The following is a 25,336-nucleotide window of genomic DNA, read 5'->3' on the forward strand; positions in this document are numbered from 1 at the left end:
CTTTCTTACAACTCAAAGTTTTATAATCCAAGTATGGCAGTTTGGGCATTGGGGTTAAACCACACAACAGCCCCGCTCGATTTGCGCGGGCGGTTTGCGTTTGCCATGGACCAATTGCCCCCCACTTTGCACCAATTGCGCGGCAACTTGGCTGCCCAAACCCAACAGCAACCCGAAGCCGCCATTCTCTCAACTTGCAATCGCACAGAAATTTATTGTGCCGCAGATCAACTGGCCATTGAGGACACTTTAAAGTGGCTGGCCCAAACAGGCGGCGTGTCGGTTCATGAACTTCGTCATCACACCTACTTGCTCGAAGAAGGTCATGTCGCTCGGCATGCTTTTCGGGTGGCCAGTGGTCTTGACTCGATGGTCTTGGGTGAAGCCCAAATTTTGGGTCAATTGAAAGATGCAGTTCGCGCAGCCGATGAGGCTGGCGCTTTGGGCAGCACCTTGAATCAACTGTTTCAGCGCAGTTTTGCGGTGGCCAAAGAAGTTCGCACCACCACCGAGATTGGCGCGCACTCCATCAGCATGTCTGCTGCCGCAGTGCGATTGGCAGGTCAATTGTTTGAGGACCTGTCCAAAATCAAGGTGTTGTTTGTCGGTGCGGGTGAAATGATCGAACTGGTGGTCACTCACTTTGCGGCCAAAAATCCACGCAGCATGGCGATCGCCAACCGCAGCATGGACCGCGGTGAAAAATTGGCCGCGCAATTTGGCGCCGAAGTGATGCGCCTCTCTGAGTTGCCAGACCGCTTGCATGAGTTTGATGCCGTCATCAGTTGCACGGCCAGCACCCTGCCCTTGATTGGCTTAGGCGCCGTTGAACGTGCCCTTAAAAAACGCCGCAACCGCCCTATGTTCATGGTCGACTTGGCCGTACCACGCGACATCGAGCCTGAAGTGAAATCATTGGAAGACGTCTACCTCTACACCGTCGACGACTTGGCCAGTGTTATCCAAACTGGCCAAGCGCACCGTCAAGCTGCGGTTGCCGAAGCCGAAGTCATCATTGATGCGGGCGTGCAAAGTTTCATGCACTGGATGGTGCAACGCGGCAGCGTGCCGCTCATCCAACAGCTGAACGCTCAAGCCGATCAATGGCGCGAAGCAGAAATGGCTCGCGCTCGCAAGCTCTTGGCCAAAGGCGAAGATCCCGAGAAAGTGCTGGAAGCCTTCTCACGCGGTCTGACCCAAAAAATGTTGCACGGCGCCATGGCGGAATTGCGCGAAGCCGATCCAGAACACATGCCCCACGCTGTGCATGCTGTGCAGCGCATGTTCTTGCGCAAAGAGCGCTAGCGAAGCTCAAGCTTGCCTTCGCCGCATTGAGACTTTCTCAATGCCTTGTCTCTCTTTCTTCCAAGTGTCATGAAACCCTTTTTACGTCATCAACTTGAGCGATATGCCCAGCGCCTTGAGGAGCTGGATTTTTTGCTGTCGCGCGAAGACATCATGGCGGACATGAACCAGTTTTTGAAGTTGTCCCGTGAACATGCCGATGTGAGCGCTGTCGCAAAACGCTATGCACGCTACCAAGAGAGAAGTCAGGATTTAGAAGCGGGTCACGCCTTGGCGGCCAGCAGCGCGGACGACGCAGACATGAAAGCCATGGCCGACGAAGAAATTCAAAGTGCCGCGCAAGAAATGGCGGAATTGGAAATTGAATTGCAGCGCATGCTGCTGCCCAAAGACCCTGACGACGCTCGTCCTGCCTACTTAGAAATTCGCGCCGGCACTGGTGGGGATGAATCCGCTTTGTTTGCAGGCGATCTACTGCGCATGTACACCAAATTTTGTGAGCGCAAAGGCTGGCGGACCGAGATCATGTCCGACTCGCCCAGTGAATTGGGCGGCTACAAAGAAGTCGTCATTCGCATTGAAGGCGACAACGTGTTTGGCAGCTTGCGTTTTGAATCGGGCGGCCATCGTGTGCAACGCGTGCCCGCCACCGAAACTCAAGGTCGCATTCACACCAGTGCTTGCACCGTGGCTGTCTTGGCTGAACCCGACGAAGCCCAGGCTGTGACCATCAACCCGGCCGACTTGCGCATTGACACTTACCGCGCCAGCGGTGCAGGCGGTCAGCACATCAACAAGACCGACTCCGCCGTGCGCATCACCCACATTCCCACGGGCATCGTGGCCGAGTGCCAAGACGATCGGAGCCAACACCGCAACAAGGCCAAGGCCATGCAGGTACTGTCGGCACGCATTCAAGAAAAAGAACGCAGCGAACGCGCCGCAAAAGATGCAGCGCTGCGCAAGGGCTTGATTGGCAGTGGCGACCGGTCCGATCGCATTCGCACCTACAACTTCCCCCAAGGTCGTCTGACAGATCACCGCATCAACCTTACCTTGTACAAGCTGAGTTTCATCATGGAAGGTGATTTGGAAGAAGTCACCCAAGCTTTGCAAAATGCACGGCAAGCAGAGCAATTGGCAGAGCTGGAATCGAGTTTGCCCTCATGAACGTTTTGCAATGTTTGCAACATGCGCAAGTCTTGGGCTTGCCCCGATTGGAAGCGCAGCTTTTATTGCTTCATGCTTTGGGTCGTCCACTGCATGACCGTGCTTGGCTGTTAGCCCATGACACGGACGAAGTGCAAGCGGATCAAGTGGATGCTTTGAAGTCCTATGCGCAACGCCGACTGCAGCATGAACCCGTGGCCTACATCGTGGGGCAAAAAGAATTCTTTGGCTTGACACTTCACATCGACAAGCGTGTTCTGGACCCCAGGGACGATACCGAAGTGTTGGTGGAATGGGCTTTGGCTTGCGGACAATCTTTCAACGCAACGCGCTACTTAGATTTAGGCACAGGCAGTGGCGCCATTGCACTGGCCCTTCAATCGCAGCACAGTGATGCGCAAGTGACTGCGGTGGACGCCAGCACCGATGCATTGAATGTGGCGAAGCACAACGCACAAAATTTAGCCTTGGACGTGAGTTTCCTGCAAAGTGATTGGTTCAGCCAAGTCACTGGTGTGTTTGACGTGATCGCGTCCAATCCCCCCTACATTGAAGCGCAAGACCCGCACCTGGCCCACCTGCATCACGAGCCTTTAGAGGCCCTGGTGAGCGGCGACGATGGCCTGGCAGACATTCGGAACATTGTGCAAAATGCCCAGTCGCACCTGGTATCAGGGGGTTGGTTGCTGTTAGAACACGGGTGGCAGCAAGCACCTCAAGTTCGCGCCTTGCTAGAGGCTGCAGGTTACAAGCAAGTTCAGTCCAAAAAGGACTTGGCTGGGATCGAGCGGTGTTCTGGCGGGCAAAAATAGACCCTAAACAGCGCAAGCCCTTTCAACATGAAATAATCACCCCCATTGAAGACACCGGAAAGACAACGAGGATTCCTATGAGCGATACACAAGCCCGCATTGATGATTTGGTCAAACACAACGACGTTGTGCTGTTCATGAAAGGCAGCGCCAGTTTCCCCATGTGCGGATTCTCCGGCCGCGCTATTCAAATTTTGAAAGCCTGCGGTGTGGACACCAAGACTGTCAAAACAGTCAACGTGCTAGACGATGCGGAAATTCGCCAAGGCATCAAGGAATACAGCAACTGGCCCACCATTCCTCAGCTTTACGTCAAAGGCGAGTTCATTGGCGGCTCCGACATCATGATGGAGATGTACGAATCTGGTGAGATGGTTCAAGTTTTGGGCACTACACCCAAAGAATAAACGCACCTTTATTTTTCAAGCTTCTTGTTGAAGCTTGATCAGCTTGGCTTCAATCTACCGGTTGAAGCCATTTTTTTTGTGCAGCCAAAACCGCTTGAGGATAAGCAGCTTGTCCCCGGCTGCCGTTGTAACGACCTAAAGCGAAAAACAAATTACCGTTTTCTCGTTCCAACATGTGGCGCAAGATCACACAGCCAAAGCGAAGTTGGGTTTGCGTGTGAAACAAGGCACTTTCGTTGCCATCGCCGATGCTGCGCACCCAAAAGGACATCACCTGCATGAACCCCCTGGCACCTGCGCTGGAAATGGCGTATTTTCTGAACGCGCTTTCCACCTCAATCAGTCCCAACACCAAAGACAAAGACAAGCCAGCCCGGCGCGCTTCATACCAAAGGGTGTTGAGAAATTCTTGCCGATCGTCTGGATGGTCCATCCATTTGCTCAGAATTCGCGACGTAGCACTGCGCCATGCATTGAACTGCTGCATCGCCTGTGCAGTCGGCAGAACGGGATCGGGCGGTCCACTTTGCTGAACAGCTTGACTGAGGGCAGTCCGAACAGAATCTGAAAGCACCTCTTCCGCTTGATTACCCGCTTTGGCCAAAGGCATCAGCAGGGTCATCCAACCCACCCATTGAAGGGTTTGTGCGGCAATACTTGCCTGTAAAACTTGGCGCAAGGATTTGCGTCTGTGCAAATTCATGCGCCAGCTCCTCAGGGTGTCAATGTCACTTGCCGAGTTTGGCCAAGACAAACGCGGCAATGTCGGCAGGCGCCACAGCGGTGGCGGCTTCATCGCGGCGATGTTGGTATTCCACTTTGCCTTCTTTCAAGCCACGGTCGCCCAGGGTGACGCGGTGCGGTACACCGATCAGTTCCCAGTCGGCAAACATGGCGCCAGGACGCTCGCCGCGATCGTCCAACAGCACATCCACACCCGCAGCCATCAGGTCGGCATAGAGCTTCTCTGAAGCTGCTTTGACATCGGGGCTGCGGTCGGCGCCAATGGGGCAAATGACCACGGTGAAAGGTGCAATGGCGTCGGGCCAAATGATGCCTTTGGCATCGTGGTTTTGTTCAATGGCTGCCGCAGGCAAACGCGTCACACCAATGCCGTAGCAACCCATTTCCAAGAATTGAGGTTTGCCGTTTTCGTCCAAGAACGTAGCGTTCATGGCTTGGCTGTACTTGGTGCCTAAATAAAACACATGACCCACTTCAATGCCTCGCTCGATGGCCAAAGGACCTTTGCCATCTGGCGATGCGTCGCCGGCCACCACGTTGCGCAAGTCGGCCACCATCATGGGTTCTGGCAAGTCACGACCCCAGTTCACACCGGTGATGTGGTGATCGACTTGGTTGGCGCCACAAATCCAATCGGCCATGACGGCCACTTCACGGTCTGCCACCACATTCAAGGGCTTCTTCAAATTCAAGGGGCCAAGGTAGCCGGGCTTGCAGCCAAAGTGATCTTCAATTTCGGCCAAGGTGGCAAAGCGGAAGCCAGCATTCAGGCCAGGTAGCTTGCCCACTTTGACTTCGTTCATGTCGTGGTCACCGCGCAGCAACAACAACCAAACTTTGGAGGCCTTGATGTTGCCCTGATCATCTGTTTCGTCAGTGGCCAAAACCAGCGACTTGACGGTGGTGGACAAAGGCACATTCAACAATGCCGCCACATCTTCGCAAGTGCTCTTGCCCGGTGTGGGTGTGAGGGTTTGAGGTTTGGAAGCCGCAGGCCGTGCGTGCGCAGGCGCCAAGGCCTCAGCCTTTTCCATGTTGGCTGCGTAGTCGCTGTTGGGGCAATACACGATGGCGTCTTCGCCCGTGGCCGCAATCACTTGGAACTCTTCGCTCAAATCGCCACCAATGGCGCCGCTGTCAGCGGCCACAGCGCGGTAGCTCAAACCAAAGCGGTCAAAGATTTTGCGATAGGCGTCCTCCATGATCTTGTAGCTTTGCTTGGCAGACACTGGGTCGCGGTCAAAGCTGTAGGCGTCTTTCATGATGAACTCACGGCCACGCATCAAACCAAAACGGGGGCGACGCTCGTCACGAAACTTGGTTTGAATTTGGTAGAAGTTCTTGGGCAATTGTTTGTAACTGCGCAACTCTTGGCGCGCCACATCGGTGATCACCTCCTCGCTGGTGGGCTGCACCACAAAGTCCCGTCCATGACGGTCCTTGATGCGAAGCAGCTCAGGGCCCATCTTTTCAAAGCGACCGGTCTCTTGCCACAGCTCGGCAGGTTGCACCACAGGCATGGTCATTTCAATGGCGCCAGCGCGGTTCATTTCCTCGCGCACGATGGCTTCCACTTTGCGAATCACGCGCAGACCCATGGGCATGTAGTTGTAGATACCAGCGCCCAAGCGTTTGATCATGCCGGCGCGCATCATCAGTTGATGACTGACCACCTCGGCATCAGCAGGCGCCTCTTTCAGGGTGGAAATTAAAAATTGACTGGCTTTCATGGGCTAATTCCAAGCGTTCTCAGGGTGAGTCCCAATGCTGCACGGATCTGTCCGTGCATAATGGACACAGTTTAAAAATTTGGGGTTTGATTATGCTTGACCGCGAAGGCTTTCGGCCTAACGTCGGCATCATTCTGCTCAACCAGAAAAATCAGGTGTTCTGGGGCAAGCGCATCCGGACTCACAGCTGGCAGTTTCCGCAAGGCGGCATTGACCGAGGCGAAAGCCCCGAGCAGGCCATGTTCCGAGAACTGCATGAAGAAGTGGGGCTCCTGCCGGAGCATGTGCGCATCGTGGCCCGAACCCGAGATTGGTTGCGCTATGAAGTGCCGGATCGTTTCATCCGGCGCGATGCCAGGGGCCATTACAAGGGCCAAAAGCAAATTTGGTATTTACTCCAGCTGGTTGAACCCGACTGGAACATCAACTTGCGCGCCACCAGCCACCCCGAGTTTGACGCTTGGCGTTGGAATGACTTCTGGGTACCGCTCGATGTGGTGGTGGAGTTCAAACGGGGCGTCTATGAAATGGCCCTCACAGAGCTTTCCAGGTTCTTGCCACGCTACGACAACCGTGGGCGGTCTTACCGCGGCCCAGCCAGGCCCCGACAAGACAACTCAGAGAGCTCAACATCCAATTCGCCCAAGCACGAAGCGTCCTTGACGGTTCAATTTGGCTTCATGCAAACCCAAATTCGCATGGAGCTGCCACCGGGCGGCAGTTTTGACCCTGATCCCCAAAACAGCTTAAACAAACCGCCCTCAGACGGGCAATGAAAAAGGGGCTTCAAAGCCCCTTTTTTGTGAATGCTTGAATCGCTTAGCGCGTCAAGATCAAGTTGTCACGGTGAACAAACTCAGGTTCTGCAATGTAGCCCAGCAAGCCTTCAAATTCGGTAGAGGGTTTGCGGCAAATTAAGCGGGCTTCTGCACTGGCGTAGTTGGCCAAACCACGGGCAATTTCCAAACCGCTCACATCGCGAATGGCAATGACGTCGCCGCGAGAAAAATCACCTTCCACCTGGGTCATGCCAATGGCCAATAAGCTTTTGCCTTCTGCCTGCAATTTAGAGGCAGCGCCTGGATCGACAGTGACCGCACCGCGCAATTGCAAGTGGTCGGCCATCCATTGTTTACGCGCTTGCTGCTTTTGCGTTTGCGCCACCAGCAAAGTGCCAATGGCTTCGCCTTTGCACAAGCGAATCAGCGCATCGGGTTCACGACCCCATGCAATGACGGTCGATGCACCAGAACCCGCAGCACGCTTGGCCGCCAAAATTTTGGTGATCATGCCGCCACTGCCAATGCTGGAGCCCACACCACCGGCCATGGCCTCTAGCATTGGGTCACCCGCACGCGCTTCATGCACAAACTCAGCAGCAGGATTTTTGCGCGGGTCGGCGGTGTACAAACCTTTTTGATCGGTCAGGATGACCAAGGCATCGGCTTCGACCAAGTTGGCCACCAGCGCACCCAAAGTGTCGTTGTCGCCAAACTTGATTTCATCGTTGACCACAGTGTCGTTCTCGTTGATCACGGGCAGCACTTTGTGCTGCAGCAACGTGAGCAAGGTAGAACGGGCGTTCAAATAACGTTCGCGATCGGCCAGGTCGGCATGCGTGAGTAAAACCTGCGCACTGCCTAAACCGTTTTGACGCAATTTGGTTTCGTACATTTGGGCCAAGCCCATTTGGCCCACAGCGGCGGCGGCTTGCAAGGCATGAATTTCTTGGGGGCGTGTGGCCCAGCCCAATCGCTTCATGCCCTCGGCAATGGCGCCACTTGAAACCATGATGACCTCTCGGCCCTCTTGCGCCAGCAAAGCCATTTGTCTGCACCACTCGCCAATGGCGGCCTCGTCGAGACCGCGGCCTTCATTGGTGACCAAGCTGGAGCCAACCTTCACCACGATGCGACGCGCATCGCGCAGAACGGTGGACGTGAAGGGTTGACTCATGATTTTTAAATGTGCAATAAGTTCCGTGGCAGCACGGAAATCTCAATCCTTGGGAGGCTCTTCCACAAAGCGCGGGTCCACATAAACCGGCTCTTGCTCTTGCACCTGTTGGGCTTTGATGTGCTGGAAAATGGTCTTGATCAAAGGCTCACAACCTTCACGGGTGAGCGCAGAAATTTCAAACACAGGTCCCTTGTATTTAAAGCGCTTGATGAAGTCTTTAACGCGTGCTTCGCGCTCATCTTCAGGCACCATGTCCAGTTTGTTGAGGACCAACCAACGGGGCTTGTCGTACAAGGCTTTGTCGTATTTTTTGAGTTCGCCCACAATCGCTTTGGCTTGTGCAACAGGGTCGACGGCTTCGTCAAACGGCGCGAAGTCAATGATGTGCAAGAGCAAACGTGTGCGCTGCAAATGACGCAAGAACAAATGACCCAAACCTGCGCCATCGGAGGCACCTTCAATGAGACCTGGGACATCGGCCACCACAAAGCTTTGCTCGGGGCCCACACGGACCACACCTAAATTAGGATGCAAAGTGGTGAAGGGGTAGTCGGCAATTTTGGGGCGCGCATTGGAGATAGCGGCAATCAGCGTGGACTTGCCCGCATTGGGCATCCCCAACAAACCGACATCGGCCAGCACCTTCAATTCGAGCTTGAGTTCTTTTTTCTCACCGGGCCAGCCAGGTGTTTTTTGACGAGGCGCGCGGTTGATGGCGCTCTTGAAGCGCATATTGCCAAAGCCACCATCGCCGCCCTTGGCGATCATGATGACTTCGCCCGGCTTGAGCAACTCATACAACACCTCGCCGGTTTCGGCGTCAGTGATGATGGTGCCCACAGGCATTTTGAGGGTGACATCGTCGCCCATGGCACCGAACATGTCGGAGCCCATGCCGTGTTGGCCACGCTTGGCCTCATGACGGCGGGAGTAACGGTAGTCCACCAGGGTGTTGAGATTGGGGTCTGCCACAGCGAAGACGTGACCACCGCGGCCACCGTCGCCGCCATTGGGGCCGCCAAACTCTTTGTACTTCTCGTGCCGGAACGAGACGCAGCCGTTCCCGCCATCGCCCGCGGCGATGTCAATGTAGGCTTCGTCAACAAATTTCATGATCGATCCGGTGTGTATTCCAGTTTATCTTTTTAACGAGGAGCTCTGGAACAAAAAAGCCCCGACTCGGCGGGGCTCTTTGCGCAATGGCTGACGCTGTTTAGGCAGCAGTCACATTCACCATTTGCTTGTTCAGAGCACCCTTTGTGCCGAACGACACGTGGCCGTCAACCAAAGCGAACAATGTGTGGTCTTTACCCACGCCAACATTGGTGCCAGCATGGAACTTGGTGCCACGTTGACGAACAATGATAGAGCCTGCGCTGATGAGTTCACCACCGAAAGCTTTCACGCCGAGCATTTTGGGCTTTGAATCGCGCCCGTTTCGCGTAGAGCCGCCGCCTTTTTTCTGTGCCATGACCTAAGCTCCTTAGCCTGCAATCGCACCGATTTGCAGTTCTGTGTACTGCTGACGGTGACCTTGACGTTTTTGATAGTGCTTGCGACGGCGCATCTTGAAGATGTGCACTTTGTCGTGCTTGCCGTGTGCCAACACAGTGGCTTTAACAGTGGCGCCGGACACCAGGGGCGTGCCAACCTTCAGATCTGCGCCGTTGCCGACTGCCAGAACCTGGTCGATCACGATTTCCTGGCCCACGTCCGCAGCAATCTGTTCTACTTTAATTTTTTCGCCAGCAGCAACACGATACTGTTTGCCGCCGGTTTTTATGACCGCGTACATAATGACCTCTTAATTGGAAGTTTCCTAGGACGAACCCTAAGGAACCGCGGATTTTAGCACGGACTTTTGGGACTTGCCAAGCCCCCTAGATCAGAAGCCGGCCTGTTCAGTCAAGTCAGGCTTTTTCGCTCTCTATAATCAGCTTGGAACCGGAAATTGGGGCTCAAACTCGGGAAAACCCGTGATTTACTTCATTCTGGCCCCAACACCCCGTCCTGACACCCTGTTGAGTGAAGCCATTTTGTCTACCACTGCGTCCTCTGAATCAGCCTCCCCAGCCTCCGCTTTGGCCCTGGTGGCCCAAGACATGGCCAAGGTCGATGAGGTCATTGCCGACCGCCTGAGCTCCGGTGTGCCATTGGTAGGTCAAGTGGCTCAGTACATTATTTCGGCTGGCGGCAAGCGATTGCGCCCAGTCATTTTGCTGCTCACGAGCGGCGCCTTGAATTACCAAGAACACCATAAGTACAGCCTGGCAGCCGTGGTGGAGTTCATCCATACCGCCACCTTGCTCCATGACGATGTGGTGGACGAGTCCACCCTGCGCCGCGGCAGGCCCACGGCCAATGAGCGCTTTGGCAACCCCGCCAGCGTGCTGGTGGGCGACTTTTTGTATTCGCGCGCCTTTCAAATGATGGTCGATGTCGGCAGCATGCGCATCATGCAAGTCTTGGCCGATGCCACCAATGTGATTGCGGAGGGCGAAGTGCTGCAATTGATGAACATGCACGACGCCTCCTTGGACGAAGAAGCCTATTTGCGCGTGATTCGCTCTAAAACCGCCAAATTGTTTGAAGCCAGCTCGCGCTTGGCCGCCATCTTGGCCCAAACATCGCCTCAACTCGAAGAGGCCTGTGCTGAATATGGCCAAGCCCTTGGCACCGCATTCCAAGTCATCGACGATGTGCTGGACTACGAGGGCAACGCGGCTGAAATGGGCAAGAACTTGGGCGATGACCTGCGGGAAGGCAAAGCCACTCTGCCCTTGATTTTGGCCATGCAACGCGGCACACCTGCTCAAAAAGAGTTGGTTCAAAAAGCCATTGAAACCGGCTCTGTGGACCAGTTGAGCCAAGTGATTGCCATTGTTCGCGAGACAGGCGCCTTGGATGGCAGCCGCCAAGCCGCCATGTCAGAAGCGCAGCGCGCCATCAACGCCGCACAACAATTGCCTGACGGCCCGTACAAAGAAGCCTTGATCGGGCTAGCGTCCCAACTGCTGGTGCGCCGAACCTGAGCTTTCGAGGTTTGCTTTAAGGCGCCACTTCACGCAAGAGTCGCATGCCCAGCAATGTGTAGCGGCTGTCTGGCGCATTGATGTTGCGATAACTGCAACGCGCATAAATGGGCCATGTGTGCCAAGACCCACCTCTTCGAACTTTGAGATGACCCGCGTCGGGGCCTTGCGGGTCGATGGCAGGTGAGGTCTTGTAGTAATTTTCTGCGTAATGGTCGCTCACCCATTCCCAGGCATTGCCGACCATGTCGTACAAACCAAAGGCATTGGGAGGGTAACTGGCCACGGGTGAGGTGAAGGCATGGCCGTCGTTGCCTGGCAAAGCTTTGTCTTGCCAGCGCTGCCAATGCGGGGTAGCCGCTGCGTCAAACAGATTGGCCCACTTCGTCAAGGTTTGCGGATCATTGCCATGTGGAAAACGCGTCTGCGTTCCAGCTTTACAGGCGTACTCCCATTCGGCCTCGGTAGGCAGTCGATACGTCACGCCTTCTTTTTGCGAAAGCCACTTGGCCATGGCCATGGCATCGTGCCAAGTGATGTTGACCACGGGGTGGTCGTTGGCTTGTTCAAAGCCTGGCGTTTTCCAACTGTAGGCCGGGTCTCTGCCTGCAAACGCATCGGCTTTTTCGGGTCGGTTGCGATCGTGCTGGACGCTGTAACCATAGCCACCGGTTTTGTCGCGAACAGATTCGGGCACGTACCCAGACAGGTTCAAAAACTGTTCAAACTGAGCCCGTGTGACTTCTGTTTGGCCGAGGTCAAATGCACGAGAAATTTTGACGCGGTGCAAAGGCATCTCATCCGACAGCTCGTCGAGTCGTTTGACTTCCAACTGAGGAAAGTCAGCTTGCAAGGACGCCACGGTCTCGTTGCTGCCCATCATGAATTCGCCAGCAGGAATGCGCACGAATTTCATGCCCACTGAATTGACACTGACAAGGGGTGACGCAGTTGGGGTGGACTGCGCCTGCGCCAGCAGTGACATGCCCCATGTCATTCCCAAAGTCACACTGAAGGCGAACAGTGAAGATTGCAAATAGGGTTGGCGTGTCATGGGGGTGTTGCCAGTAACTGTGCAAATCGGGCCAGGTCCACATTGCCGCCACTGATGATGACGCCCACGCGCTGACCTTTCAAGGAGGGTGCCGCCTGAATGGCGGCAGCCAAAGACAAACAGCCAGTGGGCTCGATTACCATCTTCATGCGCTCTGCATAAAAGCGCATGGCCGCAATCAACTGCGCATCGGTCACTGTGTGAATGTCATCGACCAAGGCTTTGATGATTTCAAAGGTGATGGCGCCCACCATCGGGGTTTGAGCGCCATCCGCAATGGTGATCGGCGTTGGAATTTTGACGCGCTCACCTTTGCGAAAAGATTGTTGGGTGTCATTGCCTGCCTCGGGTTCGACACCGTAAATTTTGCACAAGGGTGAGCGCGCTCTGGTCGCCAAGGCGCTGCCACTGAGCAAGCCACCGCCCCCTAGGCACACAAACAAAGCATCGAGCTGGCCCACTTCGTCAAACAACTCCAACGCAGCCGTGCCCTGCCCTGCCAACACATCGGCGTGGTCAAAGGGTGGAATGAAGGTGAGGCCTTTTTCTTGTGCCAATTGCATTGCTTTGGCGCTGGCATCTTCTGAATAGCGATCGTAGCCAATGACCGTAGCGCCATAGCCTTGGGTGGCCGCCAGCTTGGCAGGCGACGCATCATGCGGCATGAAGATGGTGGCTGGGATGTTCAGGATACGGGCAGACAAGGCCACCGCTTGGGCATGATTGCCTGAGGAATAAGCCACCACGCCGGCTTTGCGCTGCACCTCGTTGAGTTTGGCCAAAGCATTGAAGCCCCCTCGAAACTTGAAGGCCCCCATGCGCTGAAAGTTTTCACATTTGATGAAAACCTTGGCTTGTAGCTGTTCATTCAGGGTACTGGACTGCAAAACAGGTGTCTTGTGCGCAATGCCTTCTAGCCGCGCAGCGGCAGCGATTACATCGTCAAAGGTAGGCAAAGCTTGCGGCATGAGATTTACTCGATTGAACCCAAAATTGATAACACCGCCCTTCACGTACGAACATGTGTTGCAGGCCTTGTAATGTGCAGGGCTCTTAAGTGCGCATGGCGGAGGTCATGAGCTTACCAAGCTTGTCAAAATAGTCGATGCTCATTTGGGTGGGCACCAAAAATTTGATTTTTTGATTCTGCTCGGTTTGCTGCACTTGGATGAGTCCTGCCTTCAGCAAAATGCCAATACGGCGATGGATGGTGGCGGGGCTGGCAATGTCACTCAACTCCATGGTTTGGGTGACCACCAAGGGTTGACCTTGTGCGCTTCGGATGGCAATGGCTTCCAACAATTTTTTGCCCACATCGTCGATGCCAGAAAGATCAATGTTGGATTTACGCAATGCTTCCGCCAACACCAAGTAGCGCAGGTAAATTTGATTCATGATGGGTTGATCTGGTTGTAGGGGAAGATGACGAAAAAACTGCTTAGGAATCCGAACCTGATGGTGGCTTTGCCGTGCTTTGTAACAGCAGCTTGAAAATCATCAAGACAAGCCAAGTGCCAGCCAAGTTGCTCATGGCCATCACCCCAAAACTCAGCGGAAAATGTTCAGTCAATCCTTGGGAGAAAAACCAAATTTGATGCAAAAGCGCGCTAAGGGTAGCGAAAAGCATGGATATTTTCAACAGGGTTAGCGGGGAAACAACTTTAAATTCCGGATCCAGATCCAAAAATTTGATGCTCAGCATGCGGGCAATGACAGGTGACAGGCCAGCAATCACACCAGTGATCAATGCGAATTCAATCCCCAAGTCGGGATGATCTTGAAAGTTCCAAAGCATGCCGCCCATGGCAATGCCAACCGCGCCCGATTCAAGCGCCAACAAAACCAAAATGAAACGGATGCCACTTGGAAAAAAGACCCAATGCACATCGAAAGAAAACTCCGTCTGCCCCCAGATCAGCTCATTGAACCAAAGCGACGCGTAATACAAAACTGCCGAGACGGCAATGACCAAGATTTTTTTGGGCAAGCTCATGTGGGTGAATGGGCGATGCGCTCGTACAACAAGTTGCCATACTGCTCGACCAGTGCAACGGGCTCAACAGGCGGGTTGGTGTCCATATTGGCAGGAGGATAAAACCATTCCAGCATGGCATTGTTGTCGAGTCTTGCCCTAGAAATCAATTGCGTGGTGACCAAAAAGCGTCTGGCCACCACCACCCAAGGCACTGGTACGCCCAGTTTCACTTCTAGATTTTGAGTGGCTGCATCCATGATGACGTTGCCTGCACGGCAAACGACATGGCCATTCCATTCGCTGCTTGGCTCTTGCTGATTCAAAAAACCCACGACATAGTTTTGCGTTTGGTTGGTGTACCAAAGTTGGCAAGGCATCAACTCGTTGCCAATGCCAAATTTATCCAAGACATGTTTGGATATGCGCGACGTTAATGAGCAAAAAGTTCTGAGATCTGCAGGCACGACGTCATAGTAAGCCAAACGAAGTTTGTCCACGATGCGATTTTCGGCTTCAGTCAAAATGTGCACGAGCAATATGCTTATTGAATGTATAAGCATATTATTATAATCGTGCCAACAATCCTCTGGTAAATCTTTACAGAAACTTTAGCTATCAGGGCCCTATTTCACTTGCGCCAAGCATTGTTGCTTCATGTCATGCGACTTGATGCTGTGACAATAACTTTGCTGGGCCATGACATTGGCCAGGCACATGTTCTTGGTGTCGTGGTCCTTGACCGAATAGCAGTAAGAATTTTGTTTTTTGGACATGGCCAAACACACATTTTTTCTGTCTGGGTCGTGAATGGAAAAACATGCCGCATCATTGGCCCATGCCGTTTGAATCACAAATTGACCCAGTCCCAAGAACAAATAAATCAAGATTTTCATGGTGAACTCCAATTGATTGGCATCAGCAAGATGATTCCACAAGCCAATTGGGTTGACAATGAGGTCTTGCTAGCGGCCACCCCTTTCAAGTTGAGTTACAGGAGCATTCATGTCTGAGATTCGTCCCACGCAAAGTCGTCCTGAGCCACAACGCATTCAACAAGAACGACCTGCCAAAGCTGAGAATCACCCGCATCATGAACAGATGCAGCGGGTTGAAGCCAAACGCGAGGTGGTCAAACATGAAGCGACCAACCCCAAACTCAAAGGTGGGAATGTGGACATTACGGTCTGATTGATTCACCAGGCCCAACAGATTGCGGTCATCGCCGCCATGCGCATGATTTAAACTCGCTGCTTCAACATCCAGCAAGAAAGTAGACCCCTATGGGCGCGCAGTGGAAAGCAAAAGGCAAGGCACAAGCCGCAGATGCCAGAGGCAAATTGTTTGGTCGCTTGGCCAAAGACATCATGATGGCCGCCAAAAGTGGCGCCGATCCAGCCGCCAATTCCCGCTTGCGCTTGGTTGTTGAGCAAGCACGTAAGGTCTCCATGCCCAAAGACACCTTAGAACGGGCCATCAAAAAAGGCGCTGGTTTGTTGGGTGACCCCGTCAATTTTGAGCGTGTCATTTACGAAGGTTTTGCACCGCATCAAGTGCCTGTCATGGTGGAGGCCCTCACAGACAACTTGAACCGCACAGCCTCCGAAGTTCGTGTGCTGTTTCGCAAAGGTCAATTGGGCACCTCCGGTTCCGTGTCATGGGATTTTGACCATGTGGGCATGATTGAAGCTGAGCCTGCCAAGTCAGATGCCGACGCAGAACTCGCCGCCATCGAGGCAGGCGCCCAAGATTTTGAAGCAGCTGATGAGGATGGCGTGACCGTGTTCATCACGGATCCCAGCGATTTGGACTTGGTCAGCAAAGCACTGCCGGACCATGGCTTTACCGTGCTGTCGAATAAATTGGGCTACAAGCCCAAGAACCCGGTCAATCCAGCCAACCTGTCGGCTGAGCAACTTGAAGAAGTTGAAAACTTCTTAGCGGCCATTGACGGCAACGACGATGTGCAAAACGTTTTTGTGGGCTTGTCTAACTGAGCTTCACAAGCACCGCTGACACTTGAATCTTACAGGGCTCAGTGCGCTGCAGGTTTGGGTTTGTCAGCGCCAACGGCTTTTTGCAAGCACACAATTTTGGCTGGCTTTTCTTTGTACTCAAATTTGGGGCAAGCATCCGGGTTGCTGTTTTTCCCGACGGGTTGAGGTAAAGAATCGGGCGTTGTTTTGGGGCGAGTGATCTTCTCGGGCACCACAGAACGCTCCGGTTTTTTCTTGTCATCCGCTTTAGGTGCATCACTGGCAAAAGCGTTGAATGCCAACAGCATGGCAAAAATCACTGCAAATTTCATGAAGTCCTCGTAGATCGACGGCGCTCTGTGCATGCCGCAATGAACCGCATTGTGAATCTATTTTGCCTCAGCGTCACCTGCGCCAAGTAGCTTTTTGAAGAGGCTGGTCAATGACGTGGGCAATCTCGCAACACTTACCGTACCATGCACACTCAGAAATGACTTGTCTTTGAGGAACTTCAAATGCAAAACACCCCCGACAACCTGTTGCCAGACAGTTGGCACAAGTACTTTGCCATCCAAGCCAACAACACCGCTTGGACATTGTCAGAGTCTTTGGCTGACATCAGCCTGAACACTGAAATTTTAGACACTGCCCATGCATCGGCATGGCATTGGCGAGTGGTTGGCAAAGAAATCAACCACATGCGCAGCGTGATGCTACTGGCACTGGTGCATGCACGCATGAACATGGGACCCAGTGCTTGGGCTTATGCAGAACGCATGCGCATGTATTTCACTGAAAAAGCCGACACGCCAGATTGGGAATTGGCATTCACGCACACGGTGCATGCTTTGGCAGCACTTGCTTTCGGCAAGACACCTGAATTCAAAGCTTCCAGGCAAGCAGCATTTCAGAGTCTCCAAAAAATTCAAGACAAAGCAGATCGTGAAGTCGTGATGAAAACATTTCAACTGATTCCCCAAGATTAAAGAAACACCATGTCCAACAAAGAAATGAAAGGCGCAGCGTATTGGGACGATCGCTTCCAAGCGCCCGCATATGCTTATGGCGAAGCGCCCAACGATTTCCTGCGCTGGGCTGCGCCTCAAGTCAAACTCGGCAAAGCTGTTTCTTTGTGCGAGGGCGAAGGCCGAAATGCAGTGTTCTTGGCCAAGATGGGTTTTGAAGTCACTGCCGTCGATTTCTCGCGCGTGGGTTTGAACAAGGCCAAAGCATTGGCCGACCTGCACAAAGTCACCCTGAACTACGAAGTCGCAGACATGAAAGACTTTGAGCTAGAAAATAATGCATGGGACTTGGTGGTGAGCGTCTTTGCACAACCTGATGCCGACATCCGCCAGCGGCTTTATGCACGCTTGGGCCAATCATTGAAACCGGGCGGCGCTTTCATCCTAGAGTCCAAGGTGAACGGCGAAAGAACTGCAGTTAACCGCTATCCAGGTGTAGACACACTCATCCAGGACATACAGCCTTTGAAAGTGGCATTTTCTAAACAATGTGAGCGTGAGTTAAATGAAGGCAGTTATCACGTCGGCCTTCACACCACCGCACAAATTCTTGCATTTAAAAACGCTTAGGTTTTTCAAGTCCATTTGCGCGCATCATGACCTGCCCGGACATGATGAAATGATTTGCAGATGGACAACACTCTTTCCCATCCCCAACCGGCTGCAGTTGAAGCCCCTGTGGTTCATTATTTGCAGCAGACATGGGAAACAGCAGCCCAACTGCGCGCCTCCGATCTTCACTTCGAACCTTTCGAGAATTTTTACCGAGTCCGTTTGCGCATCGATGGCGTGTTGCAAGAAATTCCGCCACCCCCCTACGAATTCAAAGACCAAATTGCCTCCCGCATCAAGGTGCTGGCCAAGTTAGACATTGCAGAAAAAAGGTTGCCACAAGATGGGCGCATGACAATCGGTTTGCGCAATTTGCAACGCTTGAATTTAAGGGTCAGTACACTGCCCACTTTGTTTGGCGAGAAGTTGGTGGTCCGGGTCTTGGCCACCGACATGGCCCAATTGCATCTTGACCATTTGGGCTATGGCCCTCAGGAAAAGCAGCGCATGCTAGAGGCCATCCACAAAACACAAGGCCTCATTTTGGTCACGGGCCCCACAGGCTCGGGCAAGTCGCAATCACTTTATGCCTGCCTGCACCTTTTGAATCGGCCCGAAATCAACATCGCCACTGTCGAAGACCCCTCCGAAATTCAGCTGAATGGCGTCAACCAAGTCAATGTCAAAGAACAAATTGGGCTGAACTTTGCCAGTTCACTCAAAGCCTTCCTCCGACAAGATCCCGACGTCATCATGCTTGGCGAAATCAGAGACCCTGAAACAGCCGACATCGCCATCAAGGCTTCACAAACAGGTCATTTGGTCATGTCCACGTTGCACACCAATGATGCCGCAGGCGCACTGGTTCGTCTTCGCAACATGGGCGTGGCGTCCTACAACTTGGCCGCCAGCATCAGCCTCATTTCTGCGCAAAGGCTGATTCGGCGTTTGTGTTTGCATTGCCGAAAACCCATGCATGTCTCGCTTCAAGCCCTGCGCGAATTGGGCCTACAAACGTCCTTTCAAGACTTGCCGTTTGAACCTGTCTTTTTCAGTGCGCAGGGTTGTTCGCAATGTCACAAAGGCTATTGGGGACGCATTGGCTTGTTTGAAGTCATGCCCATGAGCCCCAGTTTGCGGCAATGCGTTGAAAATGACAGCAGCCATGTTCAATTGGCAACGCAAGCGTACAAAGAAGGCGTCCACTCGCTTCGACATGCAGGTTTAATTCAAGCCGCCATGGGCATCACATCGATGGCCGAAGTGCTCACGCAAACTGAGTGCATGGCATGAGCACCCCAGCAGCCATGGCACGCGCCTTAGAAAGGCGAAGGCCTAGCGCACACGTTTCTTTGCACCGCATTCCCGCCAAAACTTTGACTGTCTTCACCCGGCAATGGTCGGCCTTGATGAGTGCTGGCATTCCTTTGGTACAGGCCTTTCAATTGCTAGGACAAAGTGCTGTGGGGTCGCGCAAAACAAGGCAATCCTTGGGGCAAATATTGCAACAGTTACAGCAAGATGTCAGCGCAGGCTCTGCTTTGCATGTCGCTTTTCAAAAACATCCGCACACCTTCAACAGTTTGTATTGCAGCCTGCTCCAAGCCGGTGAGTCGGCAGGTATTTTGGACACGCTCTTGGTCCGCTTGGCGAATACCTTGGAGGCCCATGCGCAATTGAAGGCCAAAGTTCAACACGCGCTGATTTACCCTGCCTGCATTTTGCTGGTGGCCTGCGGCGTTTTAACCGTCATCTTGATTTGGGTGGTCCCTCTGTTTGAAGCGGTGTTCCAAAGCATGGGCGCTGCCTTGCCACAGGCTACACAGCAGTTGATCCAAGTTAGCCGCTGGGTCTCGCAATGGGGACTGCCTTGCTTGGCTTTGTTAACCTGCGCAGCAATCGGCTTGCACCGCGGGTATCGCCGTTCGCTAACCGTGAGGTTGGGTTGGGAATCGGCCACAAGCGCTTTGCCACTCATGGGTCCACTCATGCAAAGTCATCGCTCAGCCAAATGGGCATTGACACTTTCGGCCTTGCTGGAAGCAGGCATTCCCATCTCTGAAGCTTTGCAGCCGGCTGCAGCCGCATCAGGGTCCACAATGCTTCAAGCGCATACTGCAAAGTTGATGCAGCACATTCAAGAGGGTAGCGGTTTGAACGTCGCCATGTCAAAATCAAAACTGTTTCCACCTGTGCTGATCCAAATGTGCGCCATCGGAGAAGAAACGGGTTCTTTGGCGGCCATGCTCGAAAAAGCCGCACAGCTCTTGATGGCCGATTTGAACCAACACATCGCTCAACTCACCACCCTGTTAGAACCCCTGCTCATGGTTTTTCTGGGCGGGCTCATTGGCGGCATGATGGTGGCTTTGTATTTGCCCATTTTCAATTTAGGACAAGTCTTTTGATGCCCGCTTCGCAATGGCCCAATTTACTGGCACCGCCCGGCGCCATGGGCTGGGTGTTGCCGCAATTTGAGCAGGTCAGTCATTTGCAAGTGCTGGTATTTGCCGCGCTGGGACTCATCATTGGCAGCTTTGTGAACGTGCTGATACACCGCTTGCCGCTCATGATCTTGGGCAACGATCTGTCCACCCACATGCCAACTGAGCTTTCCTCAGACGCGTCCAAAGCTTCGGCTGCAGAAACCAACTTCAACCTCAGCACACCGCCATCACATTGCCCGCTCTGCCAGCAGCGTTTGCGTTGGCACGAACTTATCCCGGTGCTGTCATTTGTGATTTCCTTAGGTCGCTGCCGGCATTGCAATGGCCGTATTGCTTGGCGCTATCCGCTCATTGAGATCACCACCAGTCTGTTGTTCACCTTGTGCTTGTTTCAATTTGGTTGGACGGTCCAAGCACTGATGGCTTGCTTTTTCACGGCAGCCCTGCTGGCACTGGCCTGGATCGATGCAGAAACCTTTTTGCTGCCCGACGTCATCACGCAGGCCCTCTTGTGGGTTGGCCTCGTTGGCAGTGCCATGTCACTCACCCCCACGCCCCTCATCCAGGCGCTTTCGGGTGCCGTGCTGGGTTACGGCATGTTGTGGGCTGTGGGCTGGGCTTTTGCAGCTTGGCGTGGCAAAGAAGGCATGGGTCAAGGCGACCTCAAGCTGTTGGCCGCACTCGGTGCATGGGTCGGTATTTGGAGCTTGTTGCCCGTGCTCTTGCTGGCTTCGGTTTCTGGACTGATTTTTGGGGTCATCCAAAAAATGCGGGGGCAACTGGGTGACAATGGGCACTTCGCTTTTGGACCCTTTTTAGCCCTGTCTGGATTCGCATGTTTCTTTCTAGGAATTTCCATGGGAGTGTGAGCCTTTGATGCGTCAGCCTGTTCGACTGGGGCTCACGGGGGGCATTGGCAGCGGTAAAAGCACCGTGGCCGCTTTCTTGGCGCAAGCAGGTGCCGCCGTGATGGACGCCGATGCCATCTCTCGCGCCCTGACACAAGCCGGTGGCCAGGCCATTCCCGCCATCTTGGCTGAATTTGGTGAAACCCTCATCACGCCAGAAGGCGCCATGAACCGAGACGCCATGCGGGCCTTGGTTTTCTCCAACCCCCAGACCAAACGCCAGCTCGAAGCCATCATCCATCCTTTGGTTGCGCAAGCTTTGCAAGCCCAAACGCAAGCTGCCATAGAAGCTGGCAAAAAATGCCTGGTATTCGATGTGCCTTTGCTGGTCGAGTCGGGTGAGCGCTGGCGGCGCCAAGTGGACTGGGTCTGTGTGGTCGATTGCCAAACCGATACCCAAATTCAGCGCGTGATGGCCCGCAACCAACTGTCACAGCCGGAGATTGAAGCCATCATGGCGCAGCAAGTCAGCCGCGCGCAGCGTCTGTCCAGTGCCGATGGCGTCATCTACAACGATGGGCTTGATTTAGACCAACTCCAGACGGCCGTGCATGAAATGATGGCCCGCTTCGGGCTATGATCTTGCTACTGAAAGACGCAGCGTGATACTTTACGAATACCCCCTCAACGAACGCATCCGAACTTATTTGCGCCTGCAACATTTGTTCGCGCGCTTCAACAAGCTTTGCCAACGTACCGAGGCTTTGGACCATCACTATGCACTCACCACGATTTTTGAAATCATGGAAGTGGCTTCACGCTCCGAACTTAAATCTGAAATTCTCAAAGACATTGAGCGTCACAAGCAACAGCTCAATGCCTACCGCGGCAACCCCTCCATTTCCGAGCAAGCACTCGATCTCATCATCGAACAACTCGATCAACGCTTTGAAACCCTCAACAGCATGGTTGGCAAGATGGGTAGCGCACTCAACGAAAGTGAATTCCTCAACAGCATTCGCAGCCGCACAGCCATTCCGGGTGGCACCTGTGAGTTTGATTTGCCGGCCTACCATGCATGGCAACACCACACCGCCGCAGCTCGCCAAGCCAACTTGTACGAGTGGTCTCAACACTTTGCGCCTTTGGCTACGTCCATTCAGCTCATGCTGAAAATGTTGCGTGAGTCGGGCAGCACCCAAAAGGTCATGGCCACAGGCGGCCAGCTGCAACAAAATCTACCGCAAGGTCGTAACTTTCAATTGTTGCGACTGCGCATTGACGACAGCCTGAACCTCACACCCGAGATCAGCTGCAACCGTTTGCTGGTGGTGATTCGCCTCATGCAACAACAAGAAGACGGTAAGTTGCTGGCCAGCAAAGAAGACACCCCCTTCGAAATGACACTCTGCGCCTAATTCGCGCAAGCAGTTCCTCCCCCTTTTGCGAGACACCGATGAGCGAGCCCTTGTCCAAGCCACGCCACGTGCCCTGCCCCACTTGCGGCGGGCCCAGTTTGTTCAGTTCAGAAAATGCATATCGGCCGTTTTGCAGCGAGCGTTGCAAAGGCATTGATTTGGGCGCATGGGCCAATGAAAGCTTCCGCGTGCCCGAAGAAACACCACCCGATCAAGAAAATTTTGGCGATCCCAAGCTGCAGTAAATCAGCTTGAATGTGTGGCCCCCGCAAAGCCACGCTCTTCGGCCAGCCAAGCCAACACCGGTATCGTGCCAGGCAAGACGGGCACCACTTGCACAGGCAAAGACTGCCAAGCAAAGTTCTGTCCTTCACGCATTTCAAGCTCGCCCTGCCACTCAAGCACTTTGCAAAAGTTCAGCCGCACCAAAGCGTGGGGATAGTCCACCAATTGCTGATGCCACAACTGCACATCGCCAATGTTCAGTCCCAACTCCTCGTGCAGCTCGCGCGTCAAGGCTTGCGCGACGGTTTCACCCGCCTCCAACTTGCCCCCTGGAAATTCCCAGTAGCCCTCGTAGACTTTGCCTGGCGGGCGCGAGGTGAGCAAAAACTGATCTTGCGCATTGATGAGAATGCCCACCGCCACATCGACCGTGGCACGGTCGGCACCGCCTTCGCGTTGCACATGGCCATCAGCCACCAGCAAAGACTTGGCGCTGCCGGTCAAGGTGTTGCTCACAAACTGCGATGGATGCTGGCAGTGGGCGATGGACCCATGCGGCCCATGTAGTCGCGCGCAAACTGATACGCCACACGACCACTGCGTGAACCACGCTCCAATGCCCAGACCAAGGCCTCAGGGCCAGAGGTTTGAATGACCGCCTCTGAGGCGCCCAGCGACTTGAGCCACTGCGCCACGATGGTGAGGTACTCGTCTTGCGAGAAGGGATAGAAGCTGATCCACAAACCAAATCGCTCAGACAAAGAAATCTTTTCTTCAATCACTTCACCTGGATGAACTTCACCGTCTTCGGTATGGGTGTAGGTGAGGTTGTCCTTCATGTGCTCGGGCAACAAATGACGGCGATTGCTGGTGGCGTAAATCAACACATTGGGAGTGGCTGCGGCCACCGAGCCATCGAGGATGGATTTCAAAGCCTTGTAACCGCCCTCGCCATCTTCAAAGCTCAAATCGTCGCAGAAGATGATGAACTTTTCGGGACGTCCGGCCACCACATCCACGATGTCGGGCAAATCAGTCAGGTCGTCTTTGTCAACTTCGATGAGGCGCAAGCCTTGCGCCGCATAGGCGTTCAAACAGGCTTTGATCAACGATGATTTACCGGTGCCACGCGAACCTGTCAGCAGCACATTGTTGGCAGGCAAGCCCTGCACAAATTGCAAAGTGTTTTGTTGCAGTTTTTCTTTTTGACCGTCAATTTCTTGCAGGTCATTGAGACTCATGTCGGACACATGGCGAACGCCTTCCAACACACCATGGCCCGACGCACGCTTGCGATAACGCCAAGCAATGGCTTCGTTCCAGTCGGGCTGGCTGAGGGGTTGCGGCAAGACGCGCTCCAAGCGCTCCAACATCAGCACTGCACGCTCTAAAAGCTTTTCAATGTTGTTGCTCATGAACGGTAGTCCGCGTTGATGGACACGTAGTCGTGGCTCAGGTCGCATGTCCAGACCGTGTCAACAGCGTTGCCGCGGCCTAAATGAACTCGGATGGTGATTTCACTTTGTTTCATGACGCGTTGGCCATCGGCCTCTTGGTAGTCTGGATTGCGACCACCGTTTTTCACAACGCACACGTCGTCTAAATGCAAGCCAATCAAATCTTGATCGAGGTCTTGAATGCCCGCATAGCCCACGGCTGCCAAAATGCGGCCCAGGTTGGGGTCACTGGCGAAGAAGGCGGTTTTGACCAAGGGTGAATGGGCAATGGCGTATGCCGCCAAACGACACTCTTCAGAAGTTTTGCCGCCCTCCACCCGAATGGTGATGAACTTGGTTGCACCTTCGCCGTCTCGCACGATGGCATGTGCCAAATGTTGTGCAACGGACAACAAGGCAGCGCGCAAAGTTTGGCCGTCGGCCGTTTGCCAATCGCTGATCACAGCATGATTGGCTTTGCGTGTGGCCATCACCATGAAAGAGTCATTGGTGGAGGTATCGCCATCGATGGTGATGCGATTGAAAGATGCGTTGGCCAAATCGGTGGCCAAGGCTGGCAACAATGCAGGATCGATGTTGGCATCGGTGGCCAAGAAGCCCAACATGGTGGCCATGTTGGGTCGAATCATGCCCGCACCTTTGCTGATGCCGGTGATGGTGACAGTTTGGCCCGACAAGACCACTTGCTGGCTGAAAGCCTTGGGCACCGTGTCGGTGGTCATGATGCCTTCGGCTGCTTTGGCCCAATGCGCGGCTTGTGCGTCGGCCAATGCGGCAGGCATGCCCGCCACGATGCGATCGACAGGCAAGTTTTCCATGATCACGCCTGTGGAAAAAGGCAAGACCTGTTGTGCCTTGATGTTGAGCAAACCCGCCAATGCATCTGCTGTAGCGCGCGCGTCGGCCAAGCCTTTGGCGCCTGTGCCCGCATTAGCGTTGCCGGTGTTGATGACCAGTGCGCGAATTTGGGAATCAACGGCCGAAGTCACTTGCTTCAAATGCTCCCGACAAACTTGGACAGGTGCAGCGCAATATCTGTTTTGTGTGAACACGCCGGCCACAGCACTGCCTTCATCCAACAAGATCACAGTCAGGTCTTTGCGCCCCACTTTGCGGACACCCGCCTCGGCAATGCCCAGACGCACACCAGGAACTGCCAAGATGTTGGCGGGATTGGGAGCTTGCAGGTTCACAGTCATCGTT

At 53.9% G+C, this 25,336-nt stretch carries 32 protein-coding genes; 16 read left to right on the top strand and 16 right to left on the bottom strand.

Translation table 11 applies throughout. From position 1 onward, the window contains the following. Positions 1–33 precede the first annotated feature (33 nt). From hemA to grxD, 4 genes are all read left to right on the top strand, one after another. The gene (gene hemA / locus B9Z46_RS09290) at positions 34–1,305 is read left to right on the top strand and encodes a glutamyl-tRNA reductase (RefSeq protein WP_055359850.1); all 1,272 of its coding nucleotides are present in this window, start codon (positions 34–36) and stop codon (positions 1,303–1,305) included. Between the two features lie 69 nt (positions 1,306–1,374). Then, a complete protein-coding gene (gene prfA / locus B9Z46_RS09295; protein WP_108255954.1) occupies positions 1,375–2,475 on the top strand; it encodes a peptide chain release factor 1 in 1,101 nt (366 codons plus the stop codon). Beyond that, positions 2,472–3,287: a peptide chain release factor N(5)-glutamine methyltransferase gene (gene prmC / locus B9Z46_RS09300; RefSeq protein ID WP_108255956.1), complete on the top strand. Its 816-nt coding sequence runs from the start codon at positions 2,472–2,474 to the stop codon at positions 3,285–3,287. The genes prfA and prmC overlap by 4 nt, the downstream gene beginning before the upstream one ends. Before the next feature lie 77 nt (positions 3,288–3,364). After that, positions 3,365–3,694 carry a Grx4 family monothiol glutaredoxin gene (grxD, locus tag B9Z46_RS09305; protein ID WP_055359847.1) on the top strand — a complete coding sequence of 110 codons (330 nt, stop codon included), beginning with the start codon at positions 3,365–3,367 and terminating at the stop codon, positions 3,692–3,694. Between the two features lie 49 nt (positions 3,695–3,743). On the opposite strand, the gene B9Z46_RS09310 is transcribed toward grxD, so the two are convergent. Next, positions 3,744–4,397: a lytic transglycosylase domain-containing protein gene (locus B9Z46_RS09310; protein WP_108255958.1), complete on the bottom strand. Its 654-nt coding sequence runs from the start codon at positions 4,395–4,397 to the stop codon at positions 3,744–3,746. Between the two features lie 25 nt (positions 4,398–4,422). Beyond that, positions 4,423–6,168: a proline--tRNA ligase gene (locus tag B9Z46_RS09315; protein WP_108255960.1), complete on the bottom strand. Its 1,746-nt coding sequence runs from the start codon at positions 6,166–6,168 to the stop codon at positions 4,423–4,425. Positions 6,169–6,260: 92 nt separating this feature from the next. On the opposite strand from B9Z46_RS09315, the gene B9Z46_RS09320 reads away from it, so the two are divergent. Next, positions 6,261–6,944 carry an RNA pyrophosphohydrolase gene (locus B9Z46_RS09320; RefSeq protein WP_108255962.1) on the top strand — a complete coding sequence of 228 codons (684 nt, stop codon included), beginning with the start codon at positions 6,261–6,263 and terminating at the stop codon, positions 6,942–6,944. A gap of 43 nt (positions 6,945–6,987) precedes the next feature. On the opposite strand, the gene proB is transcribed toward B9Z46_RS09320, so the two are convergent. From proB to rplU, 4 genes are all read right to left on the bottom strand, one after another. Then, positions 6,988–8,124: a glutamate 5-kinase gene (gene proB / locus B9Z46_RS09325; RefSeq protein ID WP_108255964.1), complete on the bottom strand. Its 1,137-nt coding sequence runs from the start codon at positions 8,122–8,124 to the stop codon at positions 6,988–6,990. 42 nt (positions 8,125–8,166) lie between these two features. Continuing rightward, positions 8,167–9,240, bottom strand: coding sequence for an Obg family GTPase CgtA (gene cgtA / locus B9Z46_RS09330; RefSeq protein WP_055359842.1), 1,074 nt, complete (start codon positions 9,238–9,240; stop codon positions 8,167–8,169). A 100-nt stretch (positions 9,241–9,340) separates the two neighbouring features. Beyond that, complete coding sequence (rpmA, locus tag B9Z46_RS09335; RefSeq protein ID WP_055359841.1) at positions 9,341–9,598, bottom strand: 50S ribosomal protein L27; 258 nt, start codon at positions 9,596–9,598, stop codon at positions 9,341–9,343. 12 nt (positions 9,599–9,610) lie between these two features. Beyond that, on the bottom strand, positions 9,611–9,922 hold the full coding sequence (gene rplU / locus B9Z46_RS09340) for a 50S ribosomal protein L21 (protein ID WP_055359840.1): 312 nt from the start codon (positions 9,920–9,922) through the stop codon (positions 9,611–9,613). A 307-nt stretch (positions 9,923–10,229) separates the two neighbouring features. Here rplU and B9Z46_RS09345 point away from each other — a divergent pair, with 307 nt between their 5' ends. Continuing rightward, entirely contained in the window at positions 10,230–11,159 is a 930-nt protein-coding gene (locus B9Z46_RS09345) for a polyprenyl synthetase family protein (protein ID WP_055361830.1), read from the top strand. 16 nt (positions 11,160–11,175) lie between these two features. On the opposite strand, the gene B9Z46_RS09350 is transcribed toward B9Z46_RS09345, so the two are convergent. The 6 genes from B9Z46_RS09350 to B9Z46_RS09375 form a co-directional block, all read right to left on the bottom strand. Beyond that, positions 11,176–12,156 (bottom strand): formylglycine-generating enzyme family protein, encoded by a 981-nt coding sequence (locus B9Z46_RS09350; protein WP_108256443.1) that lies wholly within the window; start codon positions 12,154–12,156, stop codon positions 11,176–11,178. Between the two features lie 53 nt (positions 12,157–12,209). Next, on the bottom strand, positions 12,210–13,181 hold the full coding sequence (locus tag B9Z46_RS09355) for a threo-3-hydroxy-L-aspartate ammonia-lyase (RefSeq protein WP_108255966.1): 972 nt from the start codon (positions 13,179–13,181) through the stop codon (positions 12,210–12,212). An 85-nt stretch (positions 13,182–13,266) separates the two neighbouring features. After that, positions 13,267–13,608, bottom strand: coding sequence for a hypothetical protein (locus B9Z46_RS09360; protein WP_055359837.1), 342 nt, complete (start codon positions 13,606–13,608; stop codon positions 13,267–13,269). A 43-nt stretch (positions 13,609–13,651) separates the two neighbouring features. Then, on the bottom strand, positions 13,652–14,185 hold the full coding sequence (locus B9Z46_RS09365; protein ID WP_146179242.1) for a hypothetical protein: 534 nt from the start codon (positions 14,183–14,185) through the stop codon (positions 13,652–13,654). 17 nt (positions 14,186–14,202) lie between these two features. Next, positions 14,203–14,685, bottom strand: coding sequence for a hypothetical protein (locus tag B9Z46_RS09370; protein WP_146179243.1), 483 nt, complete (start codon positions 14,683–14,685; stop codon positions 14,203–14,205). 126 nt (positions 14,686–14,811) lie between these two features. After that, positions 14,812–15,081 carry a hypothetical protein gene (locus B9Z46_RS09375; RefSeq protein ID WP_146179244.1) on the bottom strand — a complete coding sequence of 90 codons (270 nt, stop codon included), beginning with the start codon at positions 15,079–15,081 and terminating at the stop codon, positions 14,812–14,814. 109 nt (positions 15,082–15,190) lie between these two features. On the opposite strand from B9Z46_RS09375, the gene B9Z46_RS09380 reads away from it, so the two are divergent. Both B9Z46_RS09380 and B9Z46_RS09385 read left to right on the top strand, forming a co-directional pair. Further along, positions 15,191–15,376: a hypothetical protein gene (locus tag B9Z46_RS09380; RefSeq protein ID WP_108255974.1), complete on the top strand. Its 186-nt coding sequence runs from the start codon at positions 15,191–15,193 to the stop codon at positions 15,374–15,376. 92 nt (positions 15,377–15,468) lie between these two features. Further along, a complete protein-coding gene (locus B9Z46_RS09385; RefSeq protein WP_055359832.1) occupies positions 15,469–16,182 on the top strand; it encodes a YebC/PmpR family DNA-binding transcriptional regulator in 714 nt (237 codons plus the stop codon). A 38-nt stretch (positions 16,183–16,220) separates the two neighbouring features. Here the strand turns inward: B9Z46_RS09385 and B9Z46_RS09390 are convergent, their stop codons facing one another. Next, on the bottom strand, positions 16,221–16,493 hold the full coding sequence (locus tag B9Z46_RS09390; RefSeq protein ID WP_146179245.1) for a hypothetical protein: 273 nt from the start codon (positions 16,491–16,493) through the stop codon (positions 16,221–16,223). A gap of 183 nt (positions 16,494–16,676) precedes the next feature. Between B9Z46_RS09390 and B9Z46_RS09395 the strand changes: the two genes are divergently transcribed. The 8 genes from B9Z46_RS09395 to B9Z46_RS09430 are packed head-to-tail and all read left to right on the top strand — an operon-like array spanning position 16,677 to position 22,696. Then, positions 16,677–17,147, top strand: a complete 471-nt coding sequence (locus B9Z46_RS09395) for a hypothetical protein (protein ID WP_108255978.1) — start codon at positions 16,677–16,679, stop codon at positions 17,145–17,147. Between the two features lie 9 nt (positions 17,148–17,156). Continuing rightward, on the top strand, positions 17,157–17,756 hold the full coding sequence (locus B9Z46_RS09400) for a bifunctional 2-polyprenyl-6-hydroxyphenol methylase/3-demethylubiquinol 3-O-methyltransferase UbiG (protein ID WP_108255980.1): 600 nt from the start codon (positions 17,157–17,159) through the stop codon (positions 17,754–17,756). 60 nt (positions 17,757–17,816) lie between these two features. Continuing rightward, the gene (locus B9Z46_RS09405; protein WP_055359828.1) at positions 17,817–19,031 is read left to right on the top strand and encodes a GspE/PulE family protein; all 1,215 of its coding nucleotides are present in this window, start codon (positions 17,817–17,819) and stop codon (positions 19,029–19,031) included. Further along, positions 19,028–20,146: a type II secretion system F family protein gene (locus B9Z46_RS09410; protein ID WP_108255982.1), complete on the top strand. Its 1,119-nt coding sequence runs from the start codon at positions 19,028–19,030 to the stop codon at positions 20,144–20,146. Before B9Z46_RS09405 ends, B9Z46_RS09410 begins: the two co-directional genes overlap by 4 nt. Then, on the top strand, positions 20,146–21,054 hold the full coding sequence (locus tag B9Z46_RS09415; protein WP_233245972.1) for an A24 family peptidase: 909 nt from the start codon (positions 20,146–20,148) through the stop codon (positions 21,052–21,054). The genes B9Z46_RS09410 and B9Z46_RS09415 overlap by 1 nt, the downstream gene beginning before the upstream one ends. Positions 21,055–21,061: 7 nt before the next feature. Next, complete coding sequence (gene coaE / locus B9Z46_RS09420) at positions 21,062–21,673, top strand: dephospho-CoA kinase (RefSeq protein WP_108255984.1); 612 nt, start codon at positions 21,062–21,064, stop codon at positions 21,671–21,673. 22 nt (positions 21,674–21,695) lie between these two features. Then, entirely contained in the window at positions 21,696–22,451 is a 756-nt protein-coding gene (gene zapD, locus B9Z46_RS09425) for a cell division protein ZapD (RefSeq protein ID WP_108255986.1), read from the top strand. 38 nt (positions 22,452–22,489) lie between these two features. After that, a complete protein-coding gene (locus B9Z46_RS09430) occupies positions 22,490–22,696 on the top strand; it encodes a DNA gyrase inhibitor YacG (RefSeq protein WP_108255988.1) in 207 nt (68 codons plus the stop codon). 1 nt (position 22,697) lies between these two features. Here B9Z46_RS09430 and B9Z46_RS09435 read toward each other — a convergent pair whose 3' ends face one another. From B9Z46_RS09435 to argJ, 3 genes are read right to left on the bottom strand one after another with little or no spacing between them, the layout of a single operon-like run. Beyond that, positions 22,698–23,192, bottom strand: coding sequence for an NUDIX domain-containing protein (locus tag B9Z46_RS09435; protein ID WP_369907427.1), 495 nt, complete (start codon positions 23,190–23,192; stop codon positions 22,698–22,700). After that, positions 23,189–24,091: an ATP-binding protein gene (locus B9Z46_RS09440; RefSeq protein ID WP_055359823.1), complete on the bottom strand. Its 903-nt coding sequence runs from the start codon at positions 24,089–24,091 to the stop codon at positions 23,189–23,191. The genes B9Z46_RS09435 and B9Z46_RS09440 overlap by 4 nt, the downstream gene beginning before the upstream one ends. Beyond that, positions 24,088–25,332: a bifunctional glutamate N-acetyltransferase/amino-acid acetyltransferase ArgJ gene (argJ, locus tag B9Z46_RS09445; RefSeq protein WP_108255990.1), complete on the bottom strand. Its 1,245-nt coding sequence runs from the start codon at positions 25,330–25,332 to the stop codon at positions 24,088–24,090. Before argJ ends, B9Z46_RS09440 begins: the two co-directional genes overlap by 4 nt. Between the last annotated feature and the right edge of the window lie 4 nt (positions 25,333–25,336).

This window comes from Limnohabitans sp. Hippo4 (assembly GCF_003063605.1).
In the GTDB taxonomy this organism is placed as follows: Bacteria; Pseudomonadota; Gammaproteobacteria; order Burkholderiales; family Burkholderiaceae_C; genus Limnohabitans_A.

What these genes read in the sequence shown, in the direction of transcription:
- rplU (WP_055359840.1), bottom strand. Translation starts at nt 9,922, where the DNA reads ATGTACGCGGTCATAAAAACCGGCGGCAAACAGTATCGTGTTGCTGCT.
- B9Z46_RS09405 (WP_055359828.1), top strand. Translation starts at nt 17,817, where the DNA reads ATGGACAACACTCTTTCCCATCCCCAACCGGCTGCAGTTGAAGCCCCT.
- B9Z46_RS09320 (WP_108255962.1), top strand. Translation starts at nt 6,261, where the DNA reads ATGCTTGACCGCGAAGGCTTTCGGCCTAACGTCGGCATCATTCTGCTC.
- B9Z46_RS09310 (WP_108255958.1), bottom strand. Translation starts at nt 4,397, where the DNA reads ATGAATTTGCACAGACGCAAATCCTTGCGCCAAGTTTTACAGGCAAGT.
- B9Z46_RS09390 (WP_146179245.1), bottom strand. Translation starts at nt 16,493, where the DNA reads ATGAAATTTGCAGTGATTTTTGCCATGCTGTTGGCATTCAACGCTTTT.
- B9Z46_RS09415 (WP_233245972.1), top strand. Translation starts at nt 20,146, where the DNA reads ATGCCCGCTTCGCAATGGCCCAATTTACTGGCACCGCCCGGCGCCATG.
- B9Z46_RS09385 (WP_055359832.1), top strand. Translation starts at nt 15,469, where the DNA reads ATGGGCGCGCAGTGGAAAGCAAAAGGCAAGGCACAAGCCGCAGATGCC.
- B9Z46_RS09315 (WP_108255960.1), bottom strand. Translation starts at nt 6,168, where the DNA reads ATGAAAGCCAGTCAATTTTTAATTTCCACCCTGAAAGAGGCGCCTGCT.
- B9Z46_RS09355 (WP_108255966.1), bottom strand. Translation starts at nt 13,181, where the DNA reads ATGCCGCAAGCTTTGCCTACCTTTGACGATGTAATCGCTGCCGCTGCG.
- B9Z46_RS09430 (WP_108255988.1), top strand. Translation starts at nt 22,490, where the DNA reads ATGAGCGAGCCCTTGTCCAAGCCACGCCACGTGCCCTGCCCCACTTGC.
- hemA (WP_055359850.1), top strand. Translation starts at nt 34, where the DNA reads ATGGCAGTTTGGGCATTGGGGTTAAACCACACAACAGCCCCGCTCGAT.
- coaE (WP_108255984.1), top strand. Translation starts at nt 21,062, where the DNA reads ATGCGTCAGCCTGTTCGACTGGGGCTCACGGGGGGCATTGGCAGCGGT.
- argJ (WP_108255990.1), bottom strand. Translation starts at nt 25,332, where the DNA reads ATGACTGTGAACCTGCAAGCTCCCAATCCCGCCAACATCTTGGCAGTT.
- rpmA (WP_055359841.1), bottom strand. Translation starts at nt 9,598, where the DNA reads ATGGCACAGAAAAAAGGCGGCGGCTCTACGCGAAACGGGCGCGATTCA.
- B9Z46_RS09400 (WP_108255980.1), top strand. Translation starts at nt 17,157, where the DNA reads ATGTCCAACAAAGAAATGAAAGGCGCAGCGTATTGGGACGATCGCTTC.
- grxD (WP_055359847.1), top strand. Translation starts at nt 3,365, where the DNA reads ATGAGCGATACACAAGCCCGCATTGATGATTTGGTCAAACACAACGAC.
- B9Z46_RS09350 (WP_108256443.1), bottom strand. Translation starts at nt 12,156, where the DNA reads ATGACATGGGGCATGTCACTGCTGGCGCAGGCGCAGTCCACCCCAACT.
- prmC (WP_108255956.1), top strand. Translation starts at nt 2,472, where the DNA reads ATGAACGTTTTGCAATGTTTGCAACATGCGCAAGTCTTGGGCTTGCCC.
- B9Z46_RS09380 (WP_108255974.1), top strand. Translation starts at nt 15,191, where the DNA reads ATGTCTGAGATTCGTCCCACGCAAAGTCGTCCTGAGCCACAACGCATT.
- prfA (WP_108255954.1), top strand. Translation starts at nt 1,375, where the DNA reads ATGAAACCCTTTTTACGTCATCAACTTGAGCGATATGCCCAGCGCCTT.
- B9Z46_RS09360 (WP_055359837.1), bottom strand. Translation starts at nt 13,608, where the DNA reads ATGAATCAAATTTACCTGCGCTACTTGGTGTTGGCGGAAGCATTGCGT.
- B9Z46_RS09345 (WP_055361830.1), top strand. Translation starts at nt 10,230, where the DNA reads ATGGCCAAGGTCGATGAGGTCATTGCCGACCGCCTGAGCTCCGGTGTG.
- B9Z46_RS09440 (WP_055359823.1), bottom strand. Translation starts at nt 24,091, where the DNA reads ATGAGCAACAACATTGAAAAGCTTTTAGAGCGTGCAGTGCTGATGTTG.
- proB (WP_108255964.1), bottom strand. Translation starts at nt 8,124, where the DNA reads ATGAGTCAACCCTTCACGTCCACCGTTCTGCGCGATGCGCGTCGCATC.
- B9Z46_RS09395 (WP_108255978.1), top strand. Translation starts at nt 16,677, where the DNA reads ATGCAAAACACCCCCGACAACCTGTTGCCAGACAGTTGGCACAAGTAC.
- B9Z46_RS09410 (WP_108255982.1), top strand. Translation starts at nt 19,028, where the DNA reads ATGAGCACCCCAGCAGCCATGGCACGCGCCTTAGAAAGGCGAAGGCCT.
- cgtA (WP_055359842.1), bottom strand. Translation starts at nt 9,240, where the DNA reads ATGAAATTTGTTGACGAAGCCTACATTGACATCGCCGCGGGCGATGGC.
- B9Z46_RS09375 (WP_146179244.1), bottom strand. Translation starts at nt 15,081, where the DNA reads ATGAAAATCTTGATTTATTTGTTCTTGGGACTGGGTCAATTTGTGATT.